Genomic DNA, 25,029 nt, shown 5'->3' with positions numbered 1-25,029 from the left:
GTACGCCGCACATCGCACCACCGCATGCGAACCGCACAGGCGCGGCGCAGTATGCCGTGCGCGGCACGCGCGTGATGTCGGCCCCCGGCGACCGGTCGGGGGCCGACACCCGTTTGTGGAGCGACACCGGTTTGTGGAGTGGCGGACGTTTGCGGAGAGGTGAAGTCCCGGAAACCCCGGAACCCCGGAACCCCGGGATCCCGAGAACCCGGGAGTCTGGGGCTCCGGGCATTTCAGGATCCCGGGGTTCGGAGTATCGGAGGGGGCGGGAGACCCTGGGGCCCTCTCAGCCCGTGACGGGCCGCCCGCCGAAACGCCAGTTGTGGACCTCGACATCGGCGTACAGCCCCGGGCTCAGCGCGGCGCGGGCCGTGTCCGGGTCCGGCGCCCGGACCAGTGCCGCCGTACCGAGCCAGGTGGCGCCGTCGTCGGACAGCAGCGGGCCGTACGCGATCAACTCGTCCCGGCCCGTGGGCGTGTCGGGGCCGGTGCCCGGCTCCGCGCCGAGGCCGAGCACCAGGAACCGGCGGCCTCCGGCGCGGCCGCCGGAGAAGTCCCACATGCTGCGCCCGAGTTCATTGCGCCATCGGCGCAGCATCACGTCCCGGTACGCGCCGGCCTGGTAGCCGGGCTCGTCGAAGGCGAACGTCCGCGCGGCGGCGGGATCCGCCAGGTCGACGATGTGCACGCTCCCCGTGGGGGTGACGCCGTCGTCCGCGAGCGTGGGGCCGCGGGCGGTCATCTCCTTCTCGTACCGGTCCATGTAGCGCAAGTGCTCCTCCAGCAGTGCGTATCGGAGCGCGGTGGAGCCGGGTCGGTCGCGGTGGTAGCAGAAGAACTCCATGCCCAGACTCTTTATCACTCCCGCCGCTCACGTGAGTTGGCCGATTTTTAGGGCGTCGCTCAATAGTCTATTTGGACTGATAGATTTCGACCATGCCTCGTCGCGCACTCGACAACCCGATCGTGCTCGCCGTGCTGGGCCTGCTCCTGGAGCAGGACTCGCACCCGTATCAGATGCTCTCCGAGCTGCGAAGACGCAGCGACAACCACGCGGCCGCGATCACGCGCGGCACGCTCTACAACATCGTCGCCGCCCTGACGGACGCGGGATGGGTGACGGCTCAGGGCCGACAGCGCTCGGGCAATCGCCCCGAGCGGACCGTGTACGCCCTCACGGGCGCGGGGCGCGACGAACTCGTACGGCGGCTGGACGAGCAGATCCGTACGCCGGAAAGGGAGTTCTCGCAGTTCCTGGGCGCCGTCAGCTACCTCGGAGCACTCGGGCCGGAGGGGGCCGTCGAGGCCCTCACCGAACGGGCCCGGCGCCTCGGGCGACGTACGGCGGCGGACGAGGAACGCCTCGCGGAAGCGCTGACGGCCGGTGTGCCCCGGCTGCACGTCATCGAGGCGGAGTACGCGTCGAGTCTGGCACGCGCCGAACTGGCCTGGATCGACACGGTCGTCGACGACATCCGGACCGGGAAACTGGCCTGGCCCGGAGCCCCGGCCGCGCGGCCCGCGGCCGGGCAGGAGCGGGACCGGGAAAGTGAAGCGGGGGAGGACGCATGACGCCGGACACTCAGGAGGAGCTGCCCCGGAACGCCCGCGAAGGGCTGCTCCCAAAGGCCCGTGAGGGGCTCCGTCCGACCGATCCCGAAGGACTGGTCTTCGGGATCTACCCGGGCTCGGTCGCCGGTGACGACAGCGGAGGGCTGGCCGTCGGCCCGCCCGACGACCTTGCCCGCATCTCCCACGCCCTCGACCGACTCCAGGGCCCGGCCGGGCGCCCGTTCCTGGTGCGCGCCTACACGAGTTTCAGGAGCGACACCCACCTCGGCGACGGGCCGCACCCCATCGAGACGCCCGCCGACGCGACCCGCTACGCCGTCCGGGGCCGCCGCCTGGACCTGGTGGCCCAATACCGCCCGACAGGCGCCGACGCAGACGGATACTGCGCCTTCCTGCGCGAACTCGTCACCGAATACGGGGCGTCGACCGACACACTGCAAGTGGCGGAGGAGCCGAACGTCACGTCGAACCCCGTGCTCGACGGCTACTACCCGGGCGTGCGCGAGGCGATCGTCCGGGGCGTGTCCGCCGCCAAGGCGCGGGCGCGCGAACTCGGACACACGCATCTGCGGGTCGGCTTCAACACCACGCCGCTCTTCGGGCCCGGTGCCTCCTTCGTCACCGACCTCACCGCTCTCGGAGGAGCCGAGTTCATCGCCGAACTCGACTACGTGGGGCTGGACTTCTTCCCGGACGTGTTCCGTCCCGTGCCCGCCGCCGATCTGGCTGCCTCCGTCGAAGGGCTGCTGCGCCACCACCGTGACGCGGTGCTGGCACCGGCGGGCCTGGGACACCTGCCGCTGCACATCACCGAGCACGGCTGGCCCACCGGACCGGAACGCTCCCCGCGGCGTCAGGCCGAGGTCGTCGACACCGTCGTCCGCGTCGTCGCCGCGCACGCGAAGGAACTCCACCTGAGCGGCTACACCCACTTCGCACTGCGCGATGCCGACAGTACGAACCCTGGGCTCTTCCACCGCTTCGGGCTCACCAGCGACGACTACGCCCCGAAGCCCGCATTCGAGACGATGCGGACACTGATCCAACGCTTCGGCGTTTGAGGGGAGTTGAACGGAGCCTCAGGCCCGGAAGGGAGGTCGGCGTCCGTGCGGTGGATGGTCAAGGGGGAGACACCCGCTCCTTGCCACTTTCAACGTATAGCGCACCGGGGGCCTTGCGGCAAGGCCCCCATCGTGCCGCAGAATCTCCGCCCTGGGTCGGGTTCTGCGGAAATGGGAGCACGGAATGCGTGTGCGTGTGTTGTTGTCGGCCTTCGACTCGCGCGGGGGCGTCGAGCCGCTGCTGGGGCTGACGGTGCGGCTGCGGGAACTGGGTGCGCAGGTGCGGGTGTGCGCGCCGCCGGACGAGGAGTTCGCGCAGCGGCTGGCCGGGGTCGGTGTGGAGATGGTGCCGGTCGGCTGGTCGGTGCGCGCCATGATGACCGGGACGCCGCCCCCGTCACCGGCGGATGTGCCCCGGCGTGCGGCCGAGCTGATGGCCGCGTACCTGGACCGGGCCGGAGCGGCGGCCGAGGGATGCGATGTGGTGCTGGCGACCGGGATCCTCCCGGCAGCGGCCGGTATGCGGGCGGTGGCCGAGAAACGGGGCATCCCCTACGTGTACGCCAGTCACCAGCCGGTCAGTCTGCCGTCGCCGCACCACCCGCCGATCCCTCGCCCCGGCAGGCCGCTGCCACCGGACGTGACCGACAACCGTGAGTTGTGGGAGCGGGATGCCCGGGACGCGAACGACCTGTTCGGCCCGGCGGTCAACTCCCACCGGGCGTCGATCGGCCTGCCGACGGTGGCCGACGTCCGCGGCCATGTCTTCACGCGCCGCCCGTGGCTGGCGACGGACCCGGTCCTGGCCCCGTGGCCGGAGCCGTCGGACCTCGACGTCGTGCAGACGGGTGCCTGGCTGCTCCCGGACGAGCGCCCGCTCCCGGGCGAGCTGGTGGAGTTCCTGGACGCGGGGGAGCCTCCGGTGTACGTGGGGTTCGGCAGCATTTCCATGCCCGGCATGAAGGACATCGCCCGCGCGGCCGTCGAGGCGGTTCGCGCGCGGGGCCGCCGCGTCATCGTCTCCCGGGGCTGGGCCGACCTGGTCCCGTCCGACGACCGGGACGACTGTTTCGCCGTCGGCGAGGCCAACCACCAGGCGCTGTTCGCCCGGGTGGCCGCCGTCGTGCACCACGGCGGCGCGGGCACCACGACCACGGCCACCTGGGTCGGGGCGCCCCAGGTCGTCGTACCGCAGGGCGCCGACCAGCCGTACTTCGCCGACCGGGTGGCGGAGCTGGGCATCGGCGCGGCACACGACGGCCCGGCCCCGACCACCGAGTCCCTGTCCGCCGCGCTCGGGACCGTCCTGACCCCGGAGACCCGGGCGCGGGCGAAGGCGGTGGCCGGCACGGTTCGCACCGACGGGGCGGCGGTGGCGGCGCGGCTGCTGTTCGACCTGGCGGTCCGGGAGAGGCCGCCCGCCTCCGCGTGACCGACGAGCGCGACCGCGTCCGACCACCGGAACCGCGACCGACAGCCGGAACCGACGACCGTGGCCGACAACCGGAGCCGGGACCGGGACCGGGACCGACGACCGTGACCGACAACCGGAGCCGGGACCGACGACCGGGACCGTGACCGACGACCGTGGCCGACAACCCGAACCGACCACCGTGACCGACAGCCGGAGCCGGGACCGACGACCGCGATCGGCGACAACCACCGGGTCCGTCACGCCGGTCCGCAGATCTTGCGCGCGCACTTCGCCGCGCCCCCGCCGCGCGCCCTGACCGCGAGCGGCCGTACGGCGGAGCGATGGCCCCATCGGCCATGCGACCGACCAACGGCCGCGACCGACCAATGCCCGCGACGACCAACGGCCGCGACCGACCAAATGCCCACGACCGACCAACGGCCTCAGGCGGCCGTACGACGAAACCGTGCCGCCGACGGCCCACATCGGAGTTGATGCAGTGAACCCCCTGACCACCAGCGCTTTCGACCTTCCCGACCGCCTCGCCGCCAAGGCCGATCCGGCGCTGGTATCCGACGACGAGCGGCACTTCGCGGCCATCGCGCAATGCCTGGACGAACTGATCGCCGAGCTGTCCGCTCGCCTCGACGCCGAGCGCAGGGCGCCCGGTGGTCCGGGACGGCAGGCGATGGACCGTGACGCGGAGATCCACCGGCTGACCGCCCGCCTGCGCACCCTGCGCCGCTTCGGCCTGGACCTGTGCCTCGGCCGCATGGTCGGCGCGGACGGTGCCGAGCCCGTGTACGTCGGACGGCTCGGCCTGGCGGACGACTCGGGGCGCAGGTTGCTGGTCGACTGGCGTTCCCTGGCGGCCGAACCGTTCTTCGGCGCCACCCACGGCAATCCGATGGGACTGGCGAGCCGCCGCCGGTACCGCTGGACCGGCGGCCGGATCAGCGACTACTGGGACGAGGTGTTCACCCCGGACGGGTACGTCGGTCACGCCGCGCTCGACGACCAGTCCGCGTTCATCGCCGGCCTCGGCGCCAACCGGTCGGAGCGGATGCGGGACGTGCTCGGCACCATCCAGGCCGACCAGGACGCCATCATCCGCGCGGGATCGCGCGGGGCCCTCGTCGTCGACGGCGGTCCGGGCACGGGGAAGACCGTCGTCGCCCTGCACCGCTCCGCCTACCTCCTCCACTCCGACCCGCGGGTCGGTCATCGCCGGGGCGGCGTGCTGTTCGTCGGCCCGCACCAGCCGTACCTGGGCTACGTCGCCGACGTCCTGCCCAGTCTCGGCGAGGAGGGCGTGCAGACGTGCACCCTGCGGGACCTGGTCGCCGAGGGGGCCGGGGCGCGGCCCGAGACCGACCCGGAGGTGGCCCGCCTGAAGTCGTCCGCGGACCTGGTGAGGGCGATCGAGACGGCCGTCCGGTTCTACGAGGAGCCGCCCACCGAGGCGATGACGGTCACCACCCACTGGTCCGACATCCCGCTGACCGCGGCCGACTGGGCCGCGGCGTTCGAAGCGGCGGAACCCGGTACCGCGCACAACGAGGCGCGCGACCAGGTCTGGGAGGAACTGCTCACGATCCTGGTGGACAAGCACGGTGGCGACGCCCCGGAGCAGCTGCTCCGCACCTCGCTGCTGCGGAACAGGGAGCTGCTCACGGCCTTCGACCGCGCGTGGCCGCTGCTCGAAGCGGCCGACCTCGTCGCGGACCTGTGGTCCGTACCCGCCTACCTGAGGATGTGCGCCCCCTGGCTCGCCCCGGACGAGGTCCGGCTGTTGCGGCGTACGGACGCCGCGGCCTGGACGGTGTCCGACCTGCCGTTCCTGGACGCGGCGCGGCAGCGGCTCGGCGACCCGGAGGCGTCGCGGCGCAGGCAACGGCGCGAAGCCGCTCTCGCCGCCGAACGCGAGCACATGGCCAGGGTGATCGACACCATCCTCCAGGCCGACGACGACGGCGAGGGCGCGGTGACGATGCTGCATGGCCAGGACATGAAGGACGCACTGGCCGGCGGGACCGTCCCGTCCGGCATCGAACCCGACCTGCTGGCCGGTCCGTTCGCGCATGTCGTCGTGGACGAGGCGCAGGAACTGACCGACGCGGAGTGGCAGATGCTGCTGCTGCGCTGCCCGTCCCGGAGCTTCACCGTCGTCGGGGACCGCGCCCAGGCCAGGCACGGGTTCACGGAATCGTGGCGGGAACGGCTGGAGCGCGTCGGTTTCGACCGGATCGGCCTGGCCTCCCTGAGCATCAACTACCGCACACCCGAGGAGATCATGGCGGAGGCCGAGCCGGTCGTCCGGGCCGCGCTCCCCGACGCCAACGTGCCGACCTCCATCCGCAGCGGTGGCGTCCCCGTCGTCCACGGACCGGTCTCGGACCTGCACACCATCCTCGACACCTGGCTCGCGGAACACGCCGACGGGACCGCCTGCGTCATCGGCGATCCCGCCTTCCGGCCGATGCCCCGCGTCCGGTCGCTGACCCCGGAGCTGTCGAAGGGGCTGGAGTTCGACCTGGTCGTTCTCGTCGACCCGGATGCGTTCGGCGAGGGCGTCGAAGGAGCGGTGGACCGCTATGTGGCGATGACGCGGGCGACCCGGCAACTCGTCGTCCTCACGAGCACCTGACGGCGGCGCTCCGGTCGAGGGGCTGGGCGTCTCAGGCCCCCACGCTCACCGTGAAGCGGCGCGGATTGGCGTCGTTGGCGGCGCCCGAGACATCGGGCTCGCCGTCGGGGCGCACGTCGTCGTACGGGAAGGCGTAGCCGATCGGACTGTTGGCGTGGACGACGCGCGCCCAGTGGTTGGTGACGGGGCCCCGGTAGCAGTCCGCCGCGGGAATGCCGTTGGGCTGGTCGGGATGGGTGAGCATGAGGGAACGGTTGAACCCGGCCGCGAGCCGGGCCAGCAGCGCCTTCTTGTCGTCCGGGGCGCCCGGGTCGTTGGCGAACGGCCCGTGGTCGCAGGTGAAGACGTCCCTGGAGACCGGTTTGCTGAAGGCGTGCCCGCCGTCGAACGTCAGCACGTCACCGGTGACCCGACCGGTCCGGACGCCCCGGCCGCCCTGGAGGTCGATCCGCAGATCGGTGGAGCGGTACTTCTCCCAGACCTGGTCGATGTACGCAGTGAACGCGTCCCGGAACGGCATCTCGTCCGGGCGGTCGAAGAACGGGGCCATGAGGTTCTGCGGCGAGATCACCCGCAGCACCCCGCCGTCCGCACCCCGGATCACCAGCTTGTCCCAGGGCTGCCCGTCGACGGCGGCCTGGGCGGTGAGCCCGTCCGCGATCCGCCCGACCGCACCGTCCGGGAGCGGGGCCACGGTGTGGGTGGCGTCGCCCTCCAGGGTCAGGCCGATCGGCAGCGCGGTGACCAGGTCGACGTAGCTGATGTTCGCGTACAACTGCTGCGGGTCGAAGGTGAATTCGCAGAACGACCAGGTGCGCCCGTAGTTGGGGTCGGTGGGCGTCGCGAACGCCGGTTCGACCAGGGCCGGGCCGGGGTTGAGGAAGAAATCCAGGGTGTCGTCCCGCACGAAGTAGACGCGCGAGCCGTACATCTGCGGCAGCGTCAGCACGACGGGCGCCCCGCCCGCCGCGTTCAACGGGATCGCGCAGTCGACGGGCAACGGCGTCTGCGGCGCGGCGGGGGAGTCGGGCCGGTGGACACTGCCGTCGGCCCGCAGCAGCACCCAGCTGCCGGTGCCCTGTTCGTGCCCGGTGACGTAGGCGTTGACCGTGCCCGGCAACGACCGGTTCTCCAGGGCGAGTTCACAGGTCGCCGGGGCCGCGGCGAGGGCACTCGACCCCAGTGCGTCGGTCCAGAGGGGAGAGGTGAGAGCAGTCGCGGAGGCGGCGGCGCCGTAGGTCAGGAACGTTCTGCGTGAGATCACGAGAGGACTCCCGAGACGTGTGGGGGTGCGCGCGAAGCCGGTCGTACGGGGTGGGGGGCCGGCGGCGCCCGCAGGTGCGCACCACTGTCGCGGTGGCCGATGGGCGCGGTCAAGCCCGGGCCCTCGTTCCGCATGCGCGGGCCTGCTGTGTCGGAAAGCAGCCAGGCGGCGAGCGGCCACACATCCATGGAGTTCGTGGACGGGGGATCGTAGGTCGCGGTGTGGCCGCGCACCGTCACGCGCACCACGTCGCCGTGCCACGTGCGAAGCTCCGCCCGGTCGCCGGGCCGCGCGTCGTCGTACGCGTCCCGACCGACATCGCGCCCGGGCCGGGCGACCTCATCCCCCGCAGCCCGGGAACGCGTCCGGCCCGTCCGAGGGCGAATCGACCAACTCAGATACCCCCTAGGGGTAGTTGACGTGCGGACGCTTCGAGTCCTAGTCTTTCATTGCATACCCCCTAGGGGTACCGGCGATCTGGGAGGAGACAACCATGTGCACTACTTCCGCCGCAACGCAAAGCGGCCCCACTGTCGTCCGAGCGGGCACGAATGACGGCACGCTGCCCGACTGGCACCTCAGGGGTGAGTGGTTCGATGTGTGCAGCTGTGCGCTGCCCTGCCCCTGCACGTTCGCCCAGACGCCGACCCACGGGGACTGCCTCTTCACGCTCGTCTGGCAGATTCACGAAGGGCACTTCGGGGATGTGCGCCTCGACGGCCTGGGCGTCGTGGCACTGGGAGAGTTCGCCGGGAACATGTGGGTCGGTGACCCGGACGCCACGATGAAGGTGATGCTCTACATCGACGCCAAGGGCGACCAGGCCCAGCGTGACGCGCTGGAGCAGATATTCGCCGGTCACGTCGGCGGCTGGCCGGGCCAGTTCGGCTCGCTGATCAGTGAGCTGCGCGAGGTACGGTACGCGCCGGTCCACTTCGACGCCGCCGAGGATCTCTCGTACTGGCGGGCCCGTGTCGCCGACGCGGTCTCCGTCGGCGCGACCGCCCTCACGGGACCCACCGCCGACCCCTCCCGTCGCGTCCAGCTGATCAATGCCCCGGGCGCCGAGGTCGGCCCCGGTCAGATCGCCACGTGGGGCGTGGTCGAGAGCGACCACGCGGAGGGATTCGACTTCTCCCATGAATACCGCGGGGGATCCAGCAAGCACTTCCCCTTCGACTGGCGTCCCTGACCGCGTGGCGGGAGCGGGACGGGAAGAAGCGGACCTGTGGCAAGTGGCAATGGGGTACCGGCCATCGGTGTCGGTTGCGAAGCCGGAGGCGGACGGGGACGACTGGGAAAATGCCGCACGTCGGGAGCCGTTGAGTCCACCGAGTGGGGCCTCTTCTGACCGGCTGCGTCACTTCCATGGGTGAAGCATCGTAAGAAGACGGGGCGGTGGCCTCTGGCGCTATGCCTGCGGTCACCGCCTCGAACGTGGAAGGCCGCCGGCGATGGGAAGGCGACGGCGCGGTCCGGTCCGACTGTCGGGTGGACGATGTCGACCTGGCGCCTCGATGGTGATGCCAAGCCGGTGAGGTTCGCCTACTGGTGCACCGGCCGGCTGGAGAAGGCCGAGCGCACAGACATGTGTGCATCGTAGGGCCCGCGCCGATGCCTCGGCACGAAGCGCGGGCCGAGGGTGGGCAGTTGTTCAGACGGTGGCGTTGTTCTGATCGACCTGCCCTGAGAGGGGCACAGCACCGGAAACACCAGAGTGACGGGTTCTACCGCTTCCGGCCCGGCGTCGGATATCCCTGAAGCGCGGCCCTCGACCGGGTCGCTCTCCGTGACGGTGGAAGGAACCCAGCTGTGAACGACTGGTACGTGGACGCCCGGTGCACCAACTGCGACGTCGCCCGGCAATTCGCGCCCGACCTGATCGTCGAGGAGGACAGGACGTCGCGGATCCTGCGGCAGCCGGGCGACGAGGCGGAGGCGCGGCGCTTACATGCCGCCGTCTTCGCCTGCCACACCCGCTCGATCCGTCCCGCGTCGGGGCGGATCGACCCGGGGCTCGACCCGTTCCCGATGGCGCTGGACGACGGCGTACTGGTGTGCGGGCACAACTCCCGGCACACCGCCGGTGCGAACTCCTACCTCCTCCTTCGGCCCTCCGGCACGGTCATGATGATCGACACCCCGCGCTGGAGCCCCGGACTCGCGGAGCGGTACGCGGCATCGGGCCCCGTCACCGACGTGCTGCTCACCCATCGCGACCACGTCGCGCACGGGCGGCGCTATGCCGATCACTTCGGGGCCCGGCTGTGGATCCACGAGGGCGACCTCGACGCGGTGCCGGACGCGGACCAGGTGATCCGGGGGCTCGATCCCGTCGAGATCGGCGAGGGCGTCACCGCCCATCCGCTCCCCGGCCACACCCGGGGCAGTGTGCTCTACCTCGCGGACGACCGGTACTGCTTCAGCGGCGACAGCTTCTACTGGTCGCGTACGACCGGTGATCTCGAAGTCGCGGAGAGCGTGACCTGGTACTCCATCGAGGCGCTGGCCGCCTCCCTGGCCCGGACGGCCGGGCATCTGCGGTTCGAGTGGGTGCTGCCGGGCCACGGCGGCCGGCAGCGGCTGGACGCCGACGAGATGTCCCGGCGGCTGTGCGCGCTGGCGGAACGCACGGGGGCCCTGCGGCCCGGGCCGATCGACTTCACGGCCCTCCGATGGTGAGCAGGACTCGGCGGCGGCCGTTCGAGGCGGCCGAGGGGGCGGTGCACGGTGCCACCGGCGGCCGGGTTCACCGCCCGCCGCCGTACCCGACGCGCGCACAGCTCAGGAGCGCCGGTCCGAAGCGTCAAGACGCCGGGAGCACCGGGCGGTAAGCGGTAACGTTCCGTCACTTGGACTTACGTATCGCGGTTGTTGGACTGGAGCACGCAGAGTCGTCGCAGGTCATTGACGGTGTCCGGGCGCGGGGACTACGCAGTGCACATGTCGCGAAGATTCACTTCGGCGGGCGCCACAGCCGCCGCCTCAGCCGCAGTACTGGCGTTGGTGGGAACCGCTCTTCCCGCCACGGCCTTCGCCGCCCCCTCGCCCGCCACGGCCTTCGCCGCCGACTCACCTGCCGCGGCCGGGACGGCGGACGTACCGGCGGACGCCGCCGTCATCGCATCCGCGCAGCTGTCCGTCGCCGTCGCCGACGACTTCCCGCGCGTCCTGGCGTACACCGACAGGTCCAGCGGGGCCCGGCTGCTCGGCAGCACCCGGCCGGTCACGTCCGTCACGCTCGACGGCACCCCGCACCCCGTACGGCTCAAGAGCTCGCCCCGTGTCACCGGTACGACCGCGCGCTACACGCTGACCTTCCCCGATCTGCCCGGGGTCGAGATCGACGCCTCGCTCTCCGTCTCCGGGCGTGCCACCACCTTCAGGATCACGGCCGTCCGCGACACCGTCGCGCACCGCGTCGGGACCATCGAGATACCCGGCCACGACCTGGTCTCCGTCGGCTCCGCCGACACCGGCGCGGCCACCGCCTTCACCCGGCTCGACAACGATTCCACCCGGACCGCCGACGTCTTCGCCCCGGTCACCGCCGACACCGCCCCGGACGCGGCGCCCGTCGGGGCCTCGTACGCGATCGTCAACACCGGCTCGCTCGCCGCGGCCGTCGAGTCCAACTCCTCGTACGACAAGCCCTCCGGGGCCACCGGCGGTGACGACGCCCGGTTCTGGCACCAGGCCCGCAAGGACGGAGACGGGGACGACGGCGGGATGCGGGTCGGCGTCTGGTCCGGTCAGTGGACCTACCGGGGCGAGGGCGCGCCGAAGCCGGAGAGCGGCGACGACCTGCCCTGGGCGAAGGTCGTCGTCACCCCCGACGCCAACGGCGACCGCAGGGTCGACTGGCAGGACGGCGCCATCGCGTTCCGGACCATCGGCATCACCGCGCCCGGCAGCGAGGACACCCCGGACCGGGTCATCACCCACATCCCGTTCAACTTCGCCAGCCAGGCCACCCACCCCTTCCTGCGCACGCTCGACGACGTCAAGCGGATCTCGCTCGCGACCGACGGACTCGGTCAGTTGGCGGTGCTCAAGGGGTACGCCTCCGAGGGGCACGACTCCGCCCACCCCGACTACGGCGGCGACTACAACGAGCGCGCCGGGGGCCTGAAGGATCTCAACGCCCTTCTGAAGAAGGGGAAGAAGTGGGGAGCGACCTTCGGCGTCCACGTCAACGCCACGGAGGCGTACCCGGAGGCCAGGGAGTTCGACGAACAGCTCGTCGACAAGAACAGGCCCGCCTGGAACTGGCTCGGCCAGAGCTACTACATCGACCAGCGCCGCGACCTCAACAGCGGTGACCTGGCCCGGCGCTTCCAGCAGCTGCGCGACGAGACCGACCGCAACCTGGGCTTCCTCTACATCGACGTCTACTACACGCACGGCTGGATCGCGGACAAGACCCTCCAGATCCTGCGGAAGCAGGGGTGGAACGTCGGCAGCGAGTGGTCCGACAAGTTCGAGCGCGGCACCCTCTGGTCGCACTGGGCCAACGACCTCGACTACGGCGGCGCGACCAACAAGGGCCTCAACTCGAAGATCATCCGCTTCATGCGCAACGGCGAGCGGGACACCTGGAACGACGATCCGGTCCTCGGCCAGACCGCCATCGCCGAGTTCGAGGGCTGGACCGGCGAGACCGACTGGAACGCCTTCTACGCCAACGTCTGGCAGCGCGACCTGCCCGCCAAGTTCCTCCAGCAGCAGAGGATCACGCGCTGGGACGGGAACGACATCACGTTCACCGGCGGCCTTCGCGGGACGGTCGAGGACGGCCGGCGCACCTTCTACGACCACGGGCGCAAGGTCCTAAGCGGCACCGACTACCTGCTGCCCTGGGACGGCGGAAAGAAGCTCTACCACTACAACAAGGCCGGTGGAAGGACCAGTTGGGCCGTGCCGTCCGACGGCCCGTACACCGTCTACAAGCTCACTGACAACGGCCGGGTCAGGGCCGGCACGGCCAGGCCCGTCGACGGGAGGATCACGCTGACCGCCGAGGCCGGACAGCCGTACGTCCTCTACCCGGGCCGTGCGCCGAAGGCCGCCGGCCCTCGCTGGGGCGAGGACACCCCGGTCCGCGACCCCGGCTTCAACGACGCCCGGCTCGATTCCTGGGCGCGTACCGGGACCGTCGCACGTGACACCGACGGCCAGGGCCGCAACGGTGCCCGGTTCGAGGGGAGTTCACCGGCGGCGATCCAGCAGCGCATCGACGGGCTCACGCCCGGCAGGCGCTACACCGCCTCCGCGCTCATCGAGGTCGAGCCCGGGAAGACCCGCCGCACCACCCTCTCGGTGGACGATGACACCAAGGGGAGGACCAGCCGCAAGGCCGTATCCGTCGAACGTTCCACCGTGAAGGACCAGGTCGCCGCCTCCGACTGGCACGGCACGTACGTCCAGCGCGCCAAGGTGAACTTCACCGCCCCGGCGGACGGGCGCACCACCCTGCGCGTCGCGGCGGTCGGCGGAGCCGCGGCACGCGTGCGCGTCGACGACGTGCGCATCGTCGCCAACGCCCCGGCGACCAGGAAGAACACCGTCGTGTACGAGGACTTCGAGGACGTCGACCAGGGCTGGGGCCCCTTCCTCAAGGGCGACGCGGGCGGCTCCACCGACCCCCGCACCGTCATCTCCCGGCTGCACGCCCCGTACACCCGGTCGGGCTGGAACGGGAAGCTCGTCGACGACGTGATCGGCGGCGGGGAGTCCCTCAAGTCCCACGAGGAGAACTCCGGGCTCGTCTACCGCACCGCGCCGTGGACCGTACCGATGACCGACGGCCACCGCTACCGGGTCGAGTACGACTACCAGTCCAGTCACGCCGGGGCGTACGAGTGGGTCGACGGCTACGACCGGATCGCCGCCGACGGCACACCACGTTCCGTCGAGACCCGTGCCACCCCCATCGGGCAGCAGCGCACCACCGGCCATTTCACCGAGACCGTCACCGCGGACTGCGGCGACACCTGGACTGGGCTGCGCAAGCGTGGCGACGCCCCCGACGGCGCCGACTTCGTCCTCGACGCGTTCACCGTCACCGACCTCGGACCGGCCCCCGCCGACGGACTCGCCGCCTGCGGCACGCTCACCGTCGACCCGGGCGCCGACACCCTGGAGCCGGGCACCGCCCACACCGTCCGGGCGGCCTTCACCAACCACGAGACCACCGCGGCGAACGGCGTGGCGCTGAGCCTGGCCGTCCCCCAGGGGTGGACGGCCGAGCCCGCCGGAGCAGTCGCCTTCGACACGGTCGCCCCGGGCGCCGAGGTCACCGGAAGCTGGCGCGTCACCCCGCCCGTCGACGCGAAGTACCAGACGTACCAGCTGGGTTCGGTGGCGTCCTACACGGTCGGCGGCGCTCGGCGCGCGCTCGGCGCGCAGACCTCCGTACGGACCCTGCCGCCCCGGCCCACCACCGACGGCTGGGCGAGCGACCTCGACCAGGTCTCCGCCGAGAACGGCTGGGGGCCGGTCGAACGCGACCGTTCCAACGGTGAACAGGGTGTCGGCGACGGCACCCCGCTCACCATCGGCGGCACCGTCTACACCAAGGGCCTCGGCACCCACGCCCCGGCGCGGATCCGCTACTACCTGGGCGGCAACTGCGCCTTCTTCACCGCCGAGGTGGGCGTGGACGACATCCAGACCACGCGCGGCAGCGTGCGGTTCGCCGTCGCCACCGACGGCACCGAGAAGGCCAGGTCACCGCTGCTGAAGGCCACCGACGGCCCCTGGCGGCTCACCGCCGATCTCACCGGCGCCCGGTACGTCGACCTGATCGTCGACGACGGCGGCGACGGCAACGGGAACGACCACGCCGACTGGGGCGACGCCCGCTTCCACTGCGGAAGTTGAGCCCCCTCCCGAGACCCGGGGCGGGTGCGCCGCCGATGGACACCCGCCCCGTCCCCACACCCACACGCCACCCCCCGAAACCCCGACGACCCCGCGAAGAACGGAGCCGCACATGCCCACACCACCCGAATGGTCACGCCGCACCCTGCTCACCCTCTCGGCGGGCGCCGCCCTGGCCGTCGCCGTCCCCGGCACGGCCGCGGCAGCGAGCACATCCGGGTCCGCCTCCGCGACGGCGGCGACCGGCAGCGGCGCCGTGGGCGCCGACGAGTTCGACGAGCTGCGTGGACGGTGGACCGTCATCACGCTCGGCACCGGCTTCGACGCGACCGCCGAACCCTACGCGTCCCGCCTCACCGCACTCGGCACCCGGGCGCGGACGTTTCGGTCGACGATGGACCCGCAGCCGGGCTCGCTGTGGCCCGACGCCCCCTACGACCCTCCGGCCGGCATCACCCAGGCGTACAGCAGGCTGTGGACGATGACCCAGGCGTACGCCCAGCCCGGTACCGGCTCCACCGGCGACGCCGCCCTCCTCGCCGACATCGTGCGGGGCTACGACCACCTCGCCGCGACCGCCTACCACGCCTCCGTCAAGCCGTACGGCAACTGGTGGGAATGGCAGATCGGCAGCCCGCGCCTCCTCATGGACATCACCGCCGTCCTGTACGAGCACCTGGGCACCGCCCGCGTCGAGGCCGCCTGCGCGGCCGTCGACCACTTCATTCCCGACTCCGTGCTCCGCGACTACAACGGCACCTCCACCGGCGCCAACCGCGTCGACCTGTGCCGCTCCGTCGTCATGCGCGGCGTCCTCGGCCGGACCCCGGCCAAGATCGAGCTGGCCCGCGACGCGCTCTCGCCCGTCTTCCCCTACGTCACCACGGGGGACGGCCTGTACACCGACGGGTCGTTCATCCAGCACACCACCATCGCCTACTCCGGCACCTACGGCCAGGTCATGCTCGACGGGCTCGGCCGCCTCTTCGCGCTGCTCGCCGGGTCCACCTGGGCCGTCACCGACCCGAACCGGCAGATCATCCTCGACAGCGTCGAGAAGGCCTACGCCCCGCTGATCTACAACGGCCTGGTCATGGACAGCGTCAACGGCCGGGCCATCAGCCGCGGCGTGCTCAAGAGCGACGACCTCAAGATCCTGCGCGGCGACCACTTCCACGGGCAGGGGATCATCGCCGGCATCGCGCTCCTGGCCCAGGGCGCCTCGGCGGAGGAACGCGACCGCTGGCACGGCATGATCAAGGGCTGGATCGCCCGCGACCGCACCAGCCCCGTCCTCGCCGCACCCCAGTACGGCATCGCGGACCTGTCCCGGCTGCACGCCGTCCAGGCCAGTGCCGTGCGCGCCGCGCCCGAGCGGATCGGCCACCACCTCTTCGCCGGCATGGACCGCGCCGTGCACCGCCGTCCGCACTGGGCCGCGGCTCTCTCCATGGCCTCCAAGCGGATCTCGTACTACGAGTGCGGCAACGGAGAGAACCCGCGCGGCTGGCACACCGGCGCAGGAATGCTCTACTGGTGGCCCGGCGACCGGCAGGGCGACCAGTACACCGACTGGTTCTGGCCGACCGTCGACCCGTACCGGCTGCCCGGCACGACCGTGTCCACCAAGCGGCTCGCCGACCGGGCGGGCGGCGAATGGGGCGCGGCCAAGCCCGCGACGGCCTGGGTCGGCGGCACCACCGACGGCGAGTTCGCGGCGGTCGGCCAGCACCTCAAGGGCCTCGGCTCGACGCTCCAGGCCCGCAAGTCGTGGTTCTGCCTCGACGACACGGTCGTCTGCCTCGGCGCGGGCATCACCAGCACCGACGCGACACCCGTCGAAACGGTCGTCGACAACCGCATGATCGGCGAGAACGGCACCGCCGCGTTCACCACGGACCCCGGCTCCCGCTGGGCCCACCTGGACGGGCACGGCGGCTGGGTGTTCCCCGGCGGCGTCACCGGACTGCGCACCCTGCGCGAGGACCGCACCGGAGCCTGGTCCGACATCAACACCACCAGCTCCACCGAGCGCCGCACCCGCCGCTACCAGACCCTGTGGCTCGACCACGGCACCGACCCGGTCGACGCCGACTACGCGTACCTGCTGATGCCCGGCGCCTCCCGCCGCGCCGTCACCGCCCGCGCCGCCGACCGGCGGTGGGTCACCGTGCACGCCAACACCGCCGCCGCTCAGGCCGTCTCCGTGCGCTCCCTGGGCGTCACCGCCGCCAACTTCTGGCAGCCGGGCGAGGCCGGGCCGCTCTCCGTCACCGCCCCGGCGAGCGTCCTCGTGCGCGAGCACGGACGCACCATGACCGTGTGCGTCAGCGGTCCCGACCGCAGCGGCGCCCCGGTGGACGTCGTCTGGGAGCGGCCGGCGCACCGGGTCGTCTCGGCGGACCCGGGCATCGAGGTGCTCGCCACCGGGCGGCGCCTGGTGCTGAGGGTCCGGCCGGGGACGGATGGGCGCACCCTGCGCTGCGACGTCCGATAGGCGACGCCGCGACCGGGGAGGCCCGCCGGACTCCATGAGCCGGCGGGCCTCCCCGGTCCTGCCGGCTTCCCCGGCCCCCGACGAGACTCCCCGGAGCTTTTGCCCGCCCGGCCGTTGTCCGGGGCCGACGGTCGTCCCGAGCCCCCGGCGCCGCGGACCGCGGACCCTCCGAGGGGGCGTACCCTCGTGCGGAACGCCCGACCGGAGCACACCGCGAGGCTGACAGGAGTGTGCGGCAGACCACAGGTGCGCTTTGTTGGAACCGCACAACTCCGGACCGGCGAAAGCTGGTGCTTCGCCTGCATGGCGCCCTGGCACTGTCAGGCTCCGCCAGGAATCGGGTCGGGAGACTGTACGGAGTCGACGGCAGGATTTGCTTGCCTGGGTTCGTAGGGTCGGTGCATGACCGTTGTGGACGAAACCCCGGGCGAGCCGAGCGACACCCGTGGCCGAGTGGCCGAGCTGCTGGCGCTGCGTGAGCAGGCCCGTCGCGGACCGAGTGACCGGGCGACCGAGGCGCAGCACGCCAAGGGCAAGCTGACGGCGCGTGAGCGCATCGAGCTGCTGGTCGACCCGGGGTCGTTCCGGGAGGTCGAGCAGCTGCGCCGACACCGGGCGACCGGCTTCGGCCTGGAGCAGAAGAAGCCCCACACGGACGGCGTGATCACCGGATGGGGGACGGTCGACGGCCGTACGGTCTTCGTCTACGCACACGACTTCCGGATCTTCGGCGGCGCCCTGGGCGAGGCCCACGCCACCAAGATCCACAAGATCATGGACATGGCGATCGCGGCGGGTGCCCCGCTGGTGTCGCTGAACGACGGCGCGGGCGCCCGCATCCAGGAGGGCGTCAGCGCGCTCGCCGGATACGGCGGGATCTTCCAGCGCAACACCAAGGCGTCGGGCGTCATCCCGCAGATCAGCGTGATGCTCGGCCCGTGCGCGGGCGGCGCCGCCTACTCCCCGGCGCTCACGGACTTCGTGTTCATGGTGCGGGACACCTCGCAGATGTTCATCACCGGTCCGGACGTGGTGAAGGCGGTCACGGGCGAGGAGATCACCCAGAACGGCCTCGGCGGCGCGGACGTGCACGCCGAGACCTCGGGCGTGTGCCACTTCGCGTACGACGACGAGGAGACCTGCATCGCCGAGGTCCGGTACCTGCTCGGCCTGCTGCCCTCCAACAACCGGGAGAACCCGCCGGCCGTGGCCGGTGACGACCCGGCCGACCGGCGCGGCGACGTCCTGCTGGACCTGGTCCCCGCCGACGGCAACCGTCCGTACGACATGCACAAGGTCATCGAGGAGCTCGTCGACGACGGCGACTACCTGGAGATCCACGAGCGCTGGGCCCGCAACATCGTGTGCGCCCTCGCCCGCATGGACGGCCAGGTCGTCGGGATCGTGGCCAACCAGCCGCAGGTCCTGGCCGGTGTCCTGGACATCGAGGCGTCCGAGAAGGCGGCCCGTTTCGTCCAGATGTGTGACGCCTTCAACATCCCCATCATCACTCTTCTGGACGTACCCGGCTTCCTTCCGGGCGTGGACCAGGAGCACGGTGGAATCATTCGGCACGGCGCGAAGCTGCTCTACGCGTACTGCAACGCCACCGTGCCGAGGATCTCGCTGATCCTGCGCAAGGCGTACGGCGGGGCCTACATCGTGATGGACAGCCAGTCCATCGGTGCCGACCTGACGTACGCCTGGCCGACCAACGAGATCGCCGTGATGGGCGCGGAGGGCGCCGCCAACGTGATCTTCCGCCGGCAGATCGCCGACGCCGCGGACCCGGAGGCCATGCGGACACGCATGGTCAAGGAGTACAAGGCCGAACTGATGCACCCGTACTACGCGGCGGAGCGCGGCCTGGTCGACGACGTCATCGACCCCGCCGAGACCCGCGAGGTGCTGATCGCCTCGCTCGCCATGCTCCGCACCAAGCACGCCGACCTGCCGTCGCGCAAGCACGGCAACCCCCCGCAGTAGTCCGCGGGCGGGGTCGCGGGAACACCGCGAAGCCGCCGAGTCCGCGAAGACCTGCCGAGAAGACCTGTCGAGAAGACGGAGAGACCTCCCATGAGCACTGCCACAGCATCCGTGCTGCGCGTCGAGAAGGGCACCGCCGCCCCCGAGGAACTGGCCGCGATAACCGCCGTCCTGCTCGCCCGCGCCGCCGCGCAGCCCGACGCCACTCCCGCCCACCGCGGCCGCAGCACCGCCGGGTGGCGCCGTCTGGAGCGCACCCCGGGCTTCCGCGCCCCGCACTCCTGGCAGTGCTGACGGACACCACGACGCGCTGATGCCCCGCACTCCCGGTCTTCCGGTGAGTGCGGGGCATCAGTACGTCGTACGGACCTCTCTTCCCCGGCCTCGTGCCCGGTGACACCCGCGGGCGCCACCGGGACCAGGGCATGCCGGTCACAGAACTACGACAGGGCCGGGGCCGTGTCCTCGAAGTGCCGTCGCACGGCAGGCGGCACTAGCGCAGCCGTGCCATCAGCGCGTGCTCGACGAGGGTGATCAGCGCACTCTTGGCGTCGGCGCGGTGCCGGGCGTCCGTGGTCAGGATCGGGGTGTCGGGTCCGATCTGGAGTGCTTCGCGGACCTCGTCGGGGGTGTAGGGCTGGTGTCCGTCGAAGCCGTTGAGGGCGATGACGAAGGGAAGGCCGCTGTTCTCGAAGTAGTCGACGGCGGGGAAGCAGTCGGCGAGGCGGCGGGTGTCGACGAGGACGACGGCGCCGATGGCGCCGCGGACGAGGTCGTCCCACATGAACCAGAAGCGGTCCTGTCCGGGCGTACCGAAGAGGTACAGGATCAGGTCCTGGTCCAGCGTGATCCGGCCGAAGTCCATCGCCACCGTCGTGGTGGTCTTGTCCCCGGTGTGCGTCAGGTCGTCGATGCCCGCGGACGCGGACGTCATCACGGCTTCGGTGCGCAGCGGGTTGATCTCCGAGACGGCACCGACGAACGTGGTCTTACCCACGCCGAAGCCCCCTGCCACCACGATCTTCGCCGAGGTAGTGGAGCGGGCTGCTCCGCCGCTAGAGCTTGCGAAGTCCACTGAGCACCCTTTCGAGCAGTGTCACATCTGGCTGGCCACCGGCGGACTCGTCGCCGCCGGGCTGATGGATAGCGACGAGTCCGGCCTCTGCCAGGTCGGCTACGAGGATCCGGGCAACGCCGAGGGGTATCGAGAGCAGTGCCGAAATCTCGGCGACCGACTTGATCTCGAAGCACAACCGGCAGATCCGCTGATGCTCGGGCAACTGCCCTTGCAGCCGCGACGGATCGGCCGTGGTACTGACCAACGCCTCAATCGCGAGTTGGTAGCGCGGTCGGGTCCGGCCGCCGGTCATGGCGTACGGACGGACGAGCGGATTGTGCGCGACGGGGGCGGCCGGCTCGGGGGCCTGCCGCGGCGGCACGGGCTGGATACGGGGCGGTCGGGGCGGGGTGTCGCGGTACGGCCGCTGCGGGGGCCGGGCGGGCTCCTGCGGACCGCTCGACGGCTGCTGCGGCCACTCATGGGGCCGGAACGACCGGTACGGCTGTTGCGTGCCCTGTCCGCTGGGCGCGGAGGGGAAGTTGAAGGGATTGCTCCCGTGCTCACCCGGCACGTCCTGGCCGCCGTTGTACCGGTGCCCGTCTGGGGGTGTTGTCACGATTCCTCCTCCGCCTGCCGGTCCCGATCCCAGTGGGGCCGCGCCACCGCACCTTATGACCCGGTGGCGCGAAACGCACTGTCCGTTTATCAGTTAAGAAGACTTCCTTTTGCTAGTTGAGAAGACTTCCTTGCAGCTCGGCTCGGAGATCCGGCGTGAGGACGTTGCCCGCACGGTCGACGAGCAGGGCCATCTCGTAGCCGACCAGACCGATGTCGGCCTCGGGGTGCGCGAGCACGGCCAGCGAGGATCCGTCGGAGATGGACATGATGAAGAGGAAGCCGCGCTCCATTTCCACCACGGTCTGGTTCACGGCGCCGCCCTCGAAGATCCGGGAGGCACCCGCGGTCAGCGAGGTCAGACCGGAGGCGACGGCCGCGAGCTGATCGGCACGGTCGCGCGGAAATCCCTCGGACATGGCCAGCAGGAGTCCGTCGGCGGAGACCACCACCGTGTGCGACACCCCGGGGGTGTTGTCCACGAAGTTGGTGATCAACCAGTTCAGATTCTGCGCCGCCTGGCTCATCGGGCTCACACTAACGCTCCTGGTTGTAGGTGTTACTCGTGTCCGAACCCGCGTTACGTCCCCGCAGTACGCCCCGCCGCAGGTTCCTCAACCTGCCGCGGACGTCCTCGGGTGCGCGGGAGACCTGTGGGCCGCCCTGCGGAGTCTGCTCCGCCGTACCCTCGACCAGATTGGCCTTGGGCACCCGCCGGGGGAGTCCGGACGGGGTGACGCCGCCCGCCTTCGGCTCACGGAGCTTCTCGGCCCGCTCCCAGCGTTCGTCGTTCTTCGAACGCCGGTCGTCGGAGCCGTCCGCGTCCTGCCGCGGGGGCGACTGTCGCGGCGGCAGCTCGTCCTGCTGCTGCGGCTGTTGCACGGCGAGCGGCCGGGTGTTTCCGCGGCCGGTGGGCTGCCAGTGCTGCTGACTGCCCCGGCGCGGCAGACCGGCTTCGGTCAGCTCGTGGCCGGAGTTCGGGGTGGGTCCCGGACGGTTGAAGCCTACGCTTTCCGGGGCCTCGGCGGGGGTGCTCGGGGAAGATTCCGCTTCCGCTCCGGGCGAGGGCTCGGGCGTCTGCGGGTAGCCGTCCCGGTTCGTCCACTCGTCCTGCTGCGGGCCGGTGGCGAACGTCTCCTCGGGCACCGTCCCGGAGGAATCGCCGGACGCATATGCCGGTTCCGGATATGCGTCCGGCGATTCCTCCGGGGCGACGGCACCGGGCTGCGCGGCCGAGCCGTCGCCGCCGGGGTGCGGCGTGTAGCCGCCCTCGTACGGAGGCCGGCCGTACTGGTCCTGCCCGTACTGCTCCGGGGCGTACGGCTGCTGCCCAGGCTCCTGCCCGTACTGCTCCTGCCCGTACTGCTCCTGCCGGAACTGGTCCTGACCGTACTGGTCCTGCCCGTAGGGCTCCTGTCCGTACTGCGCCTGTCCGTACGCCTCCTGGGAGTAGCCGCTTTGGGCGTGCTCGTTCCCGGTGTACCCGTGCTGCGGGTATCCGTTCTGCGCGTACGCGCCGTCGACGGGCCGGCCGGCGGCGTGCGGCTCCTGGGCGAACTGCGGCTGCTCACCGGGCGTCTGGGCGCCCAGAGCCGCCCGGCGCTCGTCGCGCAGCAGTGAGCGGCCCACCGGGTCCAGCGGCGCGACACCGGCCGACGGCTGCTCGTAACGGGAGTCGTCGAAGCCCAGCTCGGCCGCCGTGCGCATCTGGGGCCGGGGCGCGGGCTGTTCGGGCTCCTGCCGCTCGGGAATGATCGAGGAGACGGTGAAGTCGCCCTGGGCCTCGGCCGGTTCGCCACCGCCGCCGTGGGTGATGGCGTCCGGCAGCATGACCAGCGAAGTGGTCCCGGCCTGTTCCCCCGAGGGACGCAGCTGGACCCGGATGCCGTGCCGGTCGGACAGTCGGCCGACCACGAACAGGCCCATCCGCTGGGACACCGCGGCGTCCACGGTCGGCGGGTTGGCCAGCCGGTGGTTGATGTCGGCGAAGTCCTCGGGGGTGAGGCCGATGCCCTTGTCGTGGATCTCGATCACCACGCGGCCGTCGGGCAGCCGGGTCGCGGTGACCCGCACCTTGGTCTGCGGCGAGGAGAACGTGGTGGCGTTCTCCAGCAGCTCGGCCAGCAGATGCACCAGGTCGGTGACGGACTCGCCGTGGATCTCGGTCTCCGGCACGCCGGACACCTCGATGCGCTCGTACGACTCCACCTCGGAGCAGGCGGCCCGCACCACGTCGACCAGCGGGACCGGCTGGTTCCAGCGGCGGCCGGGTTCCTCGCCGGCGAGGACGAGGAGGTTCTCGCCGTTGCGGCGCATGCGGGTGGCCAGGTGGTCCAGCCGGAACAGGTTCTCCAGCTGGTCCGGGTCGGCCTCGTTGTTCTCCAGATCGGTGATGAGGGTCAGCTGGCCCTCGATCAGCGACTGGTTGCGGCGCGAGAGGTTGGTGAAGATCGCGTTGACGTTGCCCCGCAGCATGGCCTGCTCGGCCGCCAGCCGGACCGCCTCCCGGTGCACCTGGTCGAAGGCGCGGGCGACCTCGCCGATCTCGTCGCGGCTGTCGATCGGGAGCGGACGGACACGGGTGTCGACCAGCCCCGGATCGTTCCTGGACAGCTGGTCGACGAGCATGGGCAGCCGCTGCTCGGCGATCTGGAAGGCGGCCGTGCGCAGCTCGCGCATGGAACGGCTCATCTGCCGTGCCACCAGCCCGGCCAGGACGAACGCGGCCAGCAGTGCGACGACCACGACGGCGGCGTCCACGATCGCGTCGTTGCGGGCGCCGGACGAGATGTCCGCCGCCTCGGCCACCGCCTTGTCGACGAGTTCCTTCTCGACCGTGGCGTAGCCGTCGAACTTGGCGGTGGCGGCCGCCAGCCAGGTCTCCGGAGTGATGCCCTTCGCGGCCAGCTTCTCGGGGGACTCGCCCCGCGCGATCTGCTGGGCCATGCCGTCGAAGACCGAGCCGTCGACGCTCGGCGGGTCGACGAAGGGGGTGCCGGCCGCCTCGGCCCGCTGCTCGGCCTTCTTCAGCTCCTTCGCCCCCGCGGCCGCCTGGGCGGTCATGACCTGCTTCAGCCGCTTCGAGTCGGCCTCCGTGCCACCGGAGCCGAACTCGTCGAGCGCGATCCGTTCCAGGTAGTTGTACGAGCCGAACGCCTTCACCTGGGCGTCGAAGGTGGCGCCCTTCCGGCTCGGCCGCACCAGCAGATGCATGCCGATGGAGCGCTGAAGCGATTCTGCGGCCTGGGCCAGCTGGATCGCGTAGACCGTGCGGCCGTAGCTGGTGATGTTGCCGGTGCCCAGGCCCAGTTCGTTGGCGAACTCCATGAGGGAGTGCTGCACCTGGACGTAGCCCTCTTCCGTCCTCACCGGGTCCATGCCCTCGGCGTAGGCGGACTTGCGCAGCTCGGGGAGCTTGGGCTCCTCCAGCCGGAACAGCTGCAGGCGCCGTTCCAGGCCGCGCTTCGCGGGCATGCCCTTCACGGCCTCGTCGAACTTGGCCGCGGCGGCGTCGGTGGTGGCCCGGACCCGGTCGATCGTGGCGTCGTCGCGTTCGTTCGACAGGAGGGGGCGGGCCGAGAGGTCGCGTTCGTCGAGGAGGGCCTGGCCGTACTCGGAGGCCGCGCGGACGATCAGCGCGGTCTTCTCGGCGTCCTGGGCCCCGCGCCAGGTGTCGACCGAGCCCTTCACCTGGAAGCCGCCCATGACCAGGCCGACCAGCACCGGAATGAGGAGGATGGCGTTCAGCCGGGTGGGCACCCGCCAGTTGCGCGGGGCCAGCCGACTGGTGCTGCCGCCCGACCCCGTGTGCGCGGGCGCATCGGCGGGCGATGCCGCGGCACGCGACGGCGGGGTGAAATTGCCCCGCTCAGGCTGCGCCGCGGAGCCATCCTTGCTTCGCCTCACTCGAACAACAACCTCTCGGCGTCGGCACCTACGGTGTGCCGTATTTCGTTCAGGGCCGTACTACTCAGAAGTTCGTCGAATTCCAGCACGGGGAGCGGTCGCGTTCCAAACACTCGGAATCAGCC

Annotated in this window: 16 protein-coding genes; 10 read left to right on the top strand and 6 right to left on the bottom strand. The window is 71.4% G+C overall.

Annotated elements, in window-relative coordinates; all coding sequences use genetic code 11:
• Positions 1-286: 286 nt before the first annotated feature.
• Positions 287-844, bottom strand: a complete 558-nt coding sequence (locus ACFYY6_RS04265) for a YciI family protein (protein WP_386608120.1) — start codon at positions 842-844, stop codon at positions 287-289.
• A gap of 92 nt (positions 845-936) precedes the next feature.
• Here ACFYY6_RS04265 and ACFYY6_RS04260 point away from each other — a divergent pair, with 92 nt between their 5' ends.
• The 4 genes from ACFYY6_RS04260 to helR all read left to right on the top strand — a co-directional run bounded on the left by ACFYY6_RS04260 (position 937) and on the right by helR (position 6,694).
• Positions 937-1,572 (top strand): PadR family transcriptional regulator, encoded by a 636-nt coding sequence (locus ACFYY6_RS04260; protein WP_351516759.1) that lies wholly within the window; start codon positions 937-939, stop codon positions 1,570-1,572.
• Between the two features lie 92 nt (positions 1,573-1,664).
• Positions 1,665-2,633, top strand: a complete 969-nt coding sequence (locus ACFYY6_RS04255; RefSeq protein WP_388648703.1) for a hypothetical protein — start codon at positions 1,665-1,667, stop codon at positions 2,631-2,633.
• A gap of 184 nt (positions 2,634-2,817) precedes the next feature.
• Positions 2,818-4,065 (top strand): glycosyltransferase, encoded by a 1,248-nt coding sequence (locus ACFYY6_RS04250; RefSeq protein ID WP_386608122.1) that lies wholly within the window; start codon positions 2,818-2,820, stop codon positions 4,063-4,065.
• 481 nt (positions 4,066-4,546) lie between these two features.
• Positions 4,547-6,694 (top strand): RNA polymerase recycling motor ATPase HelR, encoded by a 2,148-nt coding sequence (gene helR / locus ACFYY6_RS04245; protein ID WP_389191587.1) that lies wholly within the window; start codon positions 4,547-4,549, stop codon positions 6,692-6,694.
• Between the two features lie 31 nt (positions 6,695-6,725).
• On the opposite strand, the gene ACFYY6_RS04240 is transcribed toward helR, so the two are convergent.
• Positions 6,726-7,958, bottom strand: coding sequence for a glycoside hydrolase family 64 protein (locus ACFYY6_RS04240; protein ID WP_351627302.1), 1,233 nt, complete (start codon positions 7,956-7,958; stop codon positions 6,726-6,728).
• Between the two features lie 493 nt (positions 7,959-8,451).
• Between ACFYY6_RS04240 and ACFYY6_RS04235 the strand changes: the two genes are divergently transcribed.
• From ACFYY6_RS04235 to ACFYY6_RS04210, 6 genes are all read left to right on the top strand, one after another.
• Positions 8,452-9,150: a DUF1326 domain-containing protein gene (locus ACFYY6_RS04235; protein ID WP_351516765.1), complete on the top strand. Its 699-nt coding sequence runs from the start codon at positions 8,452-8,454 to the stop codon at positions 9,148-9,150.
• A 620-nt stretch (positions 9,151-9,770) separates the two neighbouring features.
• Entirely contained in the window at positions 9,771-10,640 is an 870-nt protein-coding gene (locus ACFYY6_RS04230) for an MBL fold metallo-hydrolase (protein WP_351627305.1), read from the top strand.
• A 261-nt stretch (positions 10,641-10,901) separates the two neighbouring features.
• A complete protein-coding gene (locus ACFYY6_RS04225) occupies positions 10,902-14,840 on the top strand; it encodes an endo-alpha-N-acetylgalactosaminidase family protein (protein ID WP_351627308.1) in 3,939 nt (1,312 codons plus the stop codon).
• Between the two features lie 112 nt (positions 14,841-14,952).
• Positions 14,953-17,337: a polysaccharide lyase 8 family protein gene (locus ACFYY6_RS04220; protein WP_351516768.1), complete on the top strand. Its 2,385-nt coding sequence runs from the start codon at positions 14,953-14,955 to the stop codon at positions 17,335-17,337.
• A gap of 402 nt (positions 17,338-17,739) precedes the next feature.
• Positions 17,740-19,323: an acyl-CoA carboxylase subunit beta gene (locus ACFYY6_RS04215; protein ID WP_351516770.1), complete on the top strand. Its 1,584-nt coding sequence runs from the start codon at positions 17,740-17,742 to the stop codon at positions 19,321-19,323.
• 90 nt (positions 19,324-19,413) lie between these two features.
• Positions 19,414-19,617 (top strand): acyl-CoA carboxylase subunit epsilon, encoded by a 204-nt coding sequence (locus ACFYY6_RS04210; RefSeq protein ID WP_351516771.1) that lies wholly within the window; start codon positions 19,414-19,416, stop codon positions 19,615-19,617.
• Between the two features lie 199 nt (positions 19,618-19,816).
• Here the strand turns inward: ACFYY6_RS04210 and ACFYY6_RS04205 are convergent, their stop codons facing one another.
• The 4 genes from ACFYY6_RS04205 to ACFYY6_RS04190 all read right to left on the bottom strand — a co-directional run bounded on the left by ACFYY6_RS04205 (position 19,817) and on the right by ACFYY6_RS04190 (position 24,904).
• Positions 19,817-20,398: an ATP/GTP-binding protein gene (locus ACFYY6_RS04205; protein WP_014048542.1), complete on the bottom strand. Its 582-nt coding sequence runs from the start codon at positions 20,396-20,398 to the stop codon at positions 19,817-19,819.
• A complete protein-coding gene (locus tag ACFYY6_RS04200) occupies positions 20,379-20,999 on the bottom strand; it encodes a DUF742 domain-containing protein (RefSeq protein ID WP_351516772.1) in 621 nt (206 codons plus the stop codon). Before ACFYY6_RS04200 ends, ACFYY6_RS04205 begins: the two co-directional genes overlap by 20 nt.
• A gap of 112 nt (positions 21,000-21,111) precedes the next feature.
• Entirely contained in the window at positions 21,112-21,525 is a 414-nt protein-coding gene (locus tag ACFYY6_RS04195) for a roadblock/LC7 domain-containing protein (RefSeq protein ID WP_009997645.1), read from the bottom strand.
• Positions 21,526-21,535: 10 nt separating this feature from the next.
• Positions 21,536-24,904: a nitrate- and nitrite sensing domain-containing protein gene (locus ACFYY6_RS04190; RefSeq protein ID WP_389191583.1), complete on the bottom strand. Its 3,369-nt coding sequence runs from the start codon at positions 24,902-24,904 to the stop codon at positions 21,536-21,538.
• Between the last annotated feature and the right edge of the window lie 125 nt (positions 24,905-25,029).

Source organism: Streptomyces sp. NPDC001750 (genome assembly GCF_042892615.1).
In the GTDB taxonomy this organism is placed as follows: Bacteria; Actinomycetota; Actinomycetes; order Streptomycetales; family Streptomycetaceae; genus Streptomyces.
The sequence above is the reverse complement of the archived record's forward strand: the minus strand, read 5'-3'. Positions and strand labels throughout refer to the sequence as shown.